The organism is Methylophaga sp. UBA5088, assembly GCF_002414625.1.
Classification (GTDB): domain Bacteria; phylum Pseudomonadota; class Gammaproteobacteria; order Nitrosococcales; family Methylophagaceae; genus Methylophaga; species Methylophaga marina.
The window spans coordinates 39,086-39,524 of record NZ_DIAC01000049.1; the positions used below are offsets into that span (position 1 = coordinate 39,086).

The 439-nt window shown below is 42.8% G+C and carries 1 protein-coding gene; it reads left to right on the forward strand.

Annotated features, from left to right (window positions below; all coding sequences use genetic code 11):
• Positions 1-67: 67 nt before the first annotated feature.
• On the forward strand, positions 68-439 hold a 372-nt coding region (locus B4K20_RS06770; protein WP_289282348.1), incomplete at its 3' end, for a globin domain-containing protein.

Sequence of the window (439 nt, forward strand, 5' to 3'; positions counted from 1 at the left end):
GGTTTATCTGGCATAGCTTCTGCAATATGTGAGTAGTAATACATAAAAACTGCACAGCGAGGACAATATGTTAGATACACGCACTATTGAAATAGTAAAAAGCACTATCCCTTTACTGGAAGGGGCAGGCACAGCGGTCACTGATCATTTTTATCAGCGTATGTTTACTGCCAATCCAGAGCTAAAAGATATCTTTAACTTGAGCAATCAAAAAAGCGGTCGTCAGCAATTTGCTTTGTTTAGCGCGGTGGCGTCTTATGCCAAATACATTGATAACCTGGGGGAACTGGGCAGTTTGGTTGAACGCATTGCACAGAAACATACCAGCTTTGATATTCAGCCAGAACAATATCAGATTGTTGGTCATCACCTGATTGAGACCTTACGAGAGTTAGCACCCGATGAGTTCACCGACGATGTGGCTGAGGCCTGGATAAAA